General features: G+C 42.2%; 4 protein-coding genes. 1 reads left to right on the top strand and 3 read right to left on the bottom strand.

Going from position 1 to position 7,281, the window contains the following annotated elements; genetic code table 11:
- The first annotated feature begins 201 nt into the window (after window positions 1–201).
- On the top strand, window positions 202–1,437 hold the full coding sequence (locus GQR39_RS13805) for a TMEM143 family protein (protein ID WP_165735879.1): 1,236 nt from the start codon (window positions 202–204) through the stop codon (window positions 1,435–1,437).
- 86 nt (window positions 1,438–1,523) lie between these two features.
- Here GQR39_RS13805 and GQR39_RS13800 read toward each other — a convergent pair whose 3' ends face one another.
- Genes GQR39_RS13800 through GQR39_RS13790 form a run of 3 tightly spaced genes read right to left on the bottom strand, consistent with a single transcriptional unit; the run spans window position 1,524 to window position 7,176 of the window.
- Window positions 1,524–4,670 (bottom strand): CusA/CzcA family heavy metal efflux RND transporter, encoded by a 3,147-nt coding sequence (locus tag GQR39_RS13800; RefSeq protein ID WP_165735878.1) that lies wholly within the window; start codon window positions 4,668–4,670, stop codon window positions 1,524–1,526.
- A gap of 8 nt (window positions 4,671–4,678) precedes the next feature.
- The gene (locus GQR39_RS13795; RefSeq protein WP_165735877.1) at window positions 4,679–5,926 is read right to left on the bottom strand and encodes an efflux RND transporter periplasmic adaptor subunit; all 1,248 of its coding nucleotides are present in this window, start codon (window positions 5,924–5,926) and stop codon (window positions 4,679–4,681) included.
- Window positions 5,923–7,176: a TolC family protein gene (locus tag GQR39_RS13790; RefSeq protein WP_165735876.1), complete on the bottom strand. Its 1,254-nt coding sequence runs from the start codon at window positions 7,174–7,176 to the stop codon at window positions 5,923–5,925. Before GQR39_RS13790 ends, GQR39_RS13795 begins: the two co-directional genes overlap by 4 nt.
- Between the last annotated feature and the right edge of the window lie 105 nt (window positions 7,177–7,281).

Here is a 7,281-nt window from a genome sequence, read left to right as displayed (position 1 = left end):
ATTTATGCTGCGTTATCGCCTTATTTATGGGGAATACCACACTACATAGACTCTGCCTTGCCTAAAAACCAAACACACTGCTGAAAATTAAACCACCAATGATCAATACGCCCTACTGCATTAACAAATTAGTAATATCCATAAGAATATTTTATTATGTGCCCATGCAGTTAGATTCCCTATCACAGTAGTTATTAATTTATGCAAAGTGCGCGTTTTATTCCCTTTAGAAAGCAAGATATTGTTGATATGTGTAGCGAAGAGCTTAAAAGCAGTACACAAAAAACATCGTTTAAACAATTTTGCGATTTACTAGCAAGCCTTATTCATTACGATTACCACTCAACACTTGAGTCACTTAAAAACAACTACGCCCCTTTTGATCCCAACAGTGACACGCGATCGTTAGCGCCAGTATCGGCGGATCAAAAAGCGCAGTGCCAACATGAGTTTGCTAAAGATTTTGCTAAGGTGCTTAATGCCGCTAATTTTGAAGTGATAACCAATGAAGACTTACAAGATGCATTAAATGAAGAGTCATTATTTAAGGTGCGCCTTGAAGTTGAATTTGACGACTTTGAAGAAGTGGTTTTTTATCGCCGTGGCGAGTCGCAACTCACTGAAACTATTACCAGCTTTTGGGGCTTGCGTAAAAAGCCGCTGCACTTTACTAATTACGACCGAGTTGCGGTGTTTATTCGCTTTAAAGATAGCGCTTATTTTGAAGCTAAAAATAAAACGCCAATGGGATTTGAGCCAAGTTCAACCATAGTAAAGCTGTTTCAAAATGTGCCAAAGGCCGATCTCGAAATGCTATTTCCTAATAGCGAAGTACGCATGCGCCCAATTGATAAAGCAATTATTGGCTCATCGGCTTTAGTTGGCGGTGCAGTGGTACTTATAACTAAACTTGGCGCATCAATCGTATTATTGCTTGCTCTGTTTGCTTTTTGGGGTGGTTTTAGAAGTGAAGCTGTAGAAATGACCCAACAACATTTTATTACCTTTGCTATTGGCATGGGAGTATTTGGCAGCTTTATTTTTAAAGAATGGAGTAAGTTTAAAAACCGTAAAATTAAATTTATGAAAGCGCTTAGCGATAACCTCTACTTTAAAAACCTTGATAATAACGCGGGTGTTTTTCACACGCTTATTGACGCCGCCGAAGAAGAAGACATAAAAGAAGCGCTGCTTGCGTATACCTTTTTACTAAAATCAGAAAGCGGCTTAACCGCCCAAACGCTTGATGAACAAATAGAGCATTGGTTTAAAAGAAAATACCAGTGCGATCTTGATTTTGAAATTAGCGACGCACTTGAAAAGCTGGTACGTATGCGTTTGGTAACGTGCACTAGTGATGTGTATAGCGCAATCAATTTAGAACACGCAAAAACGATATTAGATGAGCGTTGGGATAATTTGTTTCAATATAATTAATGTAGTATTTTTGCTAAATAATACCCAAATAAAAAAGCAGCTGTAAGTACAGCTGCTTTTTTTATTACATTATCAATAGCTAGTATTTAAGCTAATTCAGCTTCTGCTTTTTTAGTAAATTTAGAATGTACTAACTTATAAAGCGCAGGCAATATTAACAGTGTCAGTAAAGTTGATGAAATAATCCCGCCAACCACTACTGTGGCGAGAGGTTTTTGCATTTCAGAACCCGTTCCCGAATTAAGCGCCATAGGTATAAAGCCTAAACTTGCCACCAGCGCAGTCATCAGTACTGGGCGCAGGCGCTGTAATGCACCGCTGTGAATTGCATCAAACAAGCTTAAACCATCGCTTCGTAATTGCTTAATAAACGACAGCATAACCACGCCGTTTAATACCGCGACACCGCTTAGGGCAATAAAGCCGACACCTGCTGAGATTGAAAGCGGCATATCGCGCAGCAATAACGCAAGCACACCACCCGTTAATGCCAGTGGCACACCACTAAATATAATCAATGAATCACGAAGCGATCCAAAGGCGCTGTACAGTAAGCCAAATATAAGCAGTAAAGTGACCGGTACAACCAACGACAATCGCTTACTTGCCGATTGTAGCTGCTCAAACGTGCCGCCGTATTCAAGCCAATAGCCACTTGGTAAATTAAGTGATTCATTCATGCTCGCTTGCGCATCACTTACAAAGCTTGCTAAATCGCGCCCCTCTACATTGGCAGTTACCACGACGTTGCGCTTACCACTTTCGCGGTTTATTTCATTAGGCCCTTTTTCAATGCTAATTGTTGCCACTTCGCCAAGCGGTACAAACGCAAGTTCTGGGTTACTATCTTTAGGTAAAGCAACTGGCAAACGAGCAAGTGCTGATACATCGCTAGACCAACGTTTATCAAGGCGCACTAATAACGAAAAGCGTTTATCGCCCTCGTAAATTAGCCCGGTTTGCACGCCGCCAACAGCGGCGGCAAGTGTTTGTTGAATGTCGTTTACGCTTAAACCCAATAACGCCATGTGGTCGCGCATTGGTGTTACCGAAAGTGTTGGCAATCCTTCCATTTGCTCCAAACGTACATCGGTAGCGCCTGCAATATTACGCATTAGCCCTGTGGCTTTTTCGCCAAACTCTTTAAGTACGCTTAAGTCATCACCATAAATACGCAGTGCCACATCGGCGCGCACGCCAGCAATTAACTCGTTAAAGCGCATTTCTATTGGTTGTGTAAATTCGTAATTATTACCCGGTACATCGTTAACACGGGTACGAATTTGTTGAACCAACTCTGCTTTAGTGAGTGCTGGATTAGGCCACTCATCTTGCGGTTTGAGTATTAAAAAAGTATCGGCAACATTGGGCGGCATAGGATCGCTTGCTACATCGGCAGTACCAATTTTTGAAAATACGTTAGCAACCTCAGGCTGATCTAATATGGCTTGTTCAAGTTCTTTTTGCATTTGCACAGATTGCTCAATACCAGTGCCAGTAATGCGCAGCGCGTGCATAGCAATATCGCCCTCATCAAGTTTCGGTAAAAATTCTGCGCCCATGTTTTTAACTTTAAAACCAAGCACCAATACTAATGCCGTGGCAATACCCACCATCAGCCACGGTAATTTAAGCGATATACCAAGTAATGGCTTATACACTTTTTTAACGCCGCGCATGACTGCATTTTCGGTTTCATCAACCTTACCGCGAACAAACACTGCAATAGCAGCCGGTACAAATGTAACGCCAAATATAAGCGCGCCAATTAACGCCGCAACTACAGTAAACGCCATTGGCTGAAACATTTTGCCTTCAACGCCGCTTAGTGCAAATAAAGGTAAGTAAACCAGCATAATAATAACAATGCCAAATACAGCCGGTGTAAATACTTCTTTGGTGGCTGCGGTCACTACATTTAAACGCTCGTTTAAAGTAAGTAGCCTGCCATGTTTATGCTGAGCTACACCGAGTTGGCGCAGGCAGTTTTCAACTACAATTACAGCGCCATCAACAATTAAACCAAAGTCGATTGCACCTAGGCTCATTAGGTTACCCGATACGCGATTACCTACCATACCTGTAACGGCAAACAACATACTCAACGGAATAACCATTGCCGTAATAAGCGCGCCCGTTACATTACCCAGCAGTAATAGCAAAATTACTATCACTAAAATGGCACCTTCAAATAAGTTGGTTTGCACGGTTGCTATGGTTTTATCAACAAGAGTAGTACGGTCGTAAACTGCCTCAACAATAACGCCAGCGGGTAAGCTTTTTTGCACATCAATTAACTTATCAGCCATGGCTTTTGCCACTATGCGGCTGTTTTCGCCAATTAGCATCATGGCGGTGCCGAGCACGGTTTCCTCGCCGTTATAAGTGGCCGCGCCGGTTCTAAGCTCTTTGCCTAAAAGCACGTTAGCCACATCTTTAATGCGTACAGGTGCATCGTCGCGCTTAGCTATAACGGTATTGGCTATGTCATCAATGGTTTTAAGCTGCCCAGGCGAGCGTACTAAATATTGCCCGTCAAAGCGCTCTATATAGCCTGCGCCTCGGTTACTGTTATTAACCTCAAGTGCACTAATTACATCGCTAATAGTAAGCTTATAGGCAATGAGTTTTTCGGGCACTGGCGCTACTTGGTATTGGCGCTCAAAACCACCTTGGCTGTTTATTTCGGTAACGCCTTTTACTTTTAAAAGCTGCGGACGAATAACCCAATCTTGCAAAGTGCGTAAGTCTTCGGCGTTGTAAGCAGTGCCATCTTCTTTTAACGCATTAGGCGCGGCGTGCACACTATAAGTAAATATTTCGCCTAAACCACTGGCAATAGGACCCAAGTTTGGCTCTACGTTATTAGGTAAGTCGGAGCGAATACTTTGAATACGCTCACCAATTTGCTGACGCGCCCAATAAATATCGGTGCCTTCATTAAAAATAACCGTTACTTGCGAAAGCCCATAACGCGAAAGCGAACGGGTGTAATCAAGCTTAGGTATGCCCGCCATGGCGGTTTCTACCAAATAAGTAATGCGTTGCTCTACCTCTAATGGCGTAAAACCCTGCGCTTTGGTATTAATTTGCACTTGTACGTTTGTTATATCGGGTACTGCGTCTACTGCTAAATTTTGAATGTTGTATACACCAAATCCAGCAAATAAAAATGTAAGCGCAAGCACCAGCATGCGGCGTTTAACCGCAAAAGAAACTATCCAATTAATCATGGTGCCTCCTAGTGAGCGTGGCTTGCGCCGCTTTTTAAAATATCAGCTTTAATGACATAACTATTGTCTGTTACGTATTCGCTACCTGCGTTTAAGCCTGTAAGTACTTCTACCCAATCGCTATTTTTTGCACCTAAGGTAACGGGACGCACTTCAAATACATTATTTTTACGAACAAACACACTGGGTTGACCGTTAAATTCTTGAATTGCTTGTGGCTTAACACGCACGCTGGCATTTATTTTAGCCACACTTACATCGCTATTTATATGCATGCCTGGGCGCCAATGCCCGTCTGGGTTATTAAGCTCTATACGGGCACGCGCTATGTGCCCGCCAGTCATCATTGGGGCTATAAAAAACACTTTGCCTTGCGTATTTAAATGGTGATGTAAGTCGTACACCTTAGCGCTTTGACCAATGGCTAGTTTTTCAATATTTTCAGGAAAAGCAGATAACTCAACCCATACTTTATCAAGGTTAACTACCTGCATCAGTGCGCTGGTGCTTGCAAGCTCGCCACGCTTTAAGTATTGCTCGGTTACAACGCCGCTAATAGGGCTTTTAATAGGGTAGTTTTGCAGTGTTTCACGGTTGGTTACATTGGCAAGTACTTCGCCTTTTTTAACGTTTTGACCAATGCTTACAAAAATATCACTGATCAATCCGGCATACGGCGCCATTACTTCTACCGTGCCATGTTGTGTTGGTGCAATAACGCCAAAAAGCGTATCGGTAATATCCACTTCACCACTTTGCGCTATCTCGGTTTTAATGCCTGCGCGCTCAATAGCTCGCTCTGTTAACGTGGTACGGCCTTCGTGTTGGTCGTATTCATAGCTAATGCTCTCGCCTTTATAATTAGCAGTAACGGTAAGTGCAAACGAATGCGGTTCGTTAATTGATTGCGTGCTAACAAGGTAGTCGCCCTCAGCTGCAAACTGTATATTTTGCGGGGCTTCAACTAAGCGCTTTAAACTCATTGTTATGTTTAAGTCGTTTATATTAATCGATTTATTTTGCTTATAGCCGTATACACGTAGCTCAACATTACCTGCAAATTCTTGCAATTTAAGCTCAAGGGTTAATTTAGGGTCAGTTAATAAAAAGCCGCCGTGTGGACCTTGCTTTTGCTCGTGTTGTTCTGTTTCTTTATGACCTGACTCGCCATGCTCAGCAGAGGCAAATACATCTGTGCTTACAAAGCTGCTGGCAAACGAAAGTGATACTAGTAATGCGATTATATTTTTATTCATGATTGATGAGTCTCAATTAAAGATTGGCCTGTTAAACGCTCAAGAGTAAGTAGCACTTGGTACAGCTCTGCGTGAGTTGTAATAAGTGTGCGTTTAGAATCAAAAAGTGCTTGTTGAGCATCAAGTAATTGCAACACCGAAATTTGTCCGCGTTGATAACTTTTTAAGCTTTGCTCAATCAATGTTTGTGCCTGAGGAATAATTTGATCAGATAATAGCTTTGCCTGATTAGCTCGACCTTGATAATAAGCGTACAAAGTACGTACTTGCTGGCGTAACTGGATGCGCAATTGCCCTTGCTGCTCATTTAAAAGCATGAGCTGACTATTTGCAGCTGCAATATTTCCGCTATTTGAATTACTTAATTGCAGTGGCATAGAAAACGAAAACACTAATGAGCTGGAGTCGCTTTGTTGGTTATAGCGCACGCCTCCCCCTATATTAATATCGGTTTTTCCGTTTGCTTTTTGCAGTGTTAAGTTAGCTGTTTGCTGTAAATATTGCTGCTGTAATAATGCAAATTCAGGGGCTTGGTTAACCGCATCTAAAAGTGCTTGTGCTGATTTAAGCGCAGTAATTACATTAATATTGCCAGCAAAAGTATCGTAGGGTTGCTCCTCACTCCACAGCTCGTTAATCGATAAACTTGCTCGCTCAAATTCACTATTAAGCATGGCTTTATCAAGCTCTACTTGGCTAAGTGCATAACGCATGCGCGTTACATCGGCTTGCGACGCAGCACCCGCATTAGCTCTTTGTTCAATCGCTTTAAGTGCTTGGGTTACGACCTGTTTACGCTCGTTGTTTAAACTTAATAATGTTTGAAATTTAAGCCCTTGGTAGTATCGCTCAGCAGTGGTTGCTAATAAGGCTAAACGGGTATTTTGATACTGTATTGCTTGGGCTTTAATATTGGCGGTTGCGTAATTAATACGGCTTTGGCGCTTATCGCCCAGCTCTATTAGTTGGCTAAGCCCGAGCGTTATTTCAGCGCCTTGAATGCCACGCGCCTTGTTTGTGCCCAGTAAGTTTTCAGCTTCAACATTCAATACAGGATTAGGCGAAAGAGCAGCTTGGGTTTTAAGCGCACTCAATATTTTTTGATGATACGGGTAGCGTTTTAATACCGGGTTTTGTTGTTCGGTATTACTCAGCGCTTGCTTAAGGGTTAATGTTTTAACATTCGCCAAAGTACTAAAAGCAGGTAGCGCGCACATTAGCGCCACCAGCATAATTGGTTTTTTATTCATATAGCGTGTCCGTTTTTTAACAAACAGAGTTAACTTAATCACTACGCCTATTTTAAAAACAAGCGCGATCAAGCAACCTAAATATGTAAATAACTAGCCTAATAG

It is taken from the genome of Pseudoalteromonas sp. C8, assembly GCF_011378685.1.
Classification (GTDB): domain Bacteria; phylum Pseudomonadota; class Gammaproteobacteria; order Enterobacterales; family Alteromonadaceae; genus Pseudoalteromonas; species Pseudoalteromonas arctica.
The sequence above is the reverse complement of the archived record's forward strand: the minus strand, read 5'-3'. Positions and strand labels throughout refer to the sequence as shown.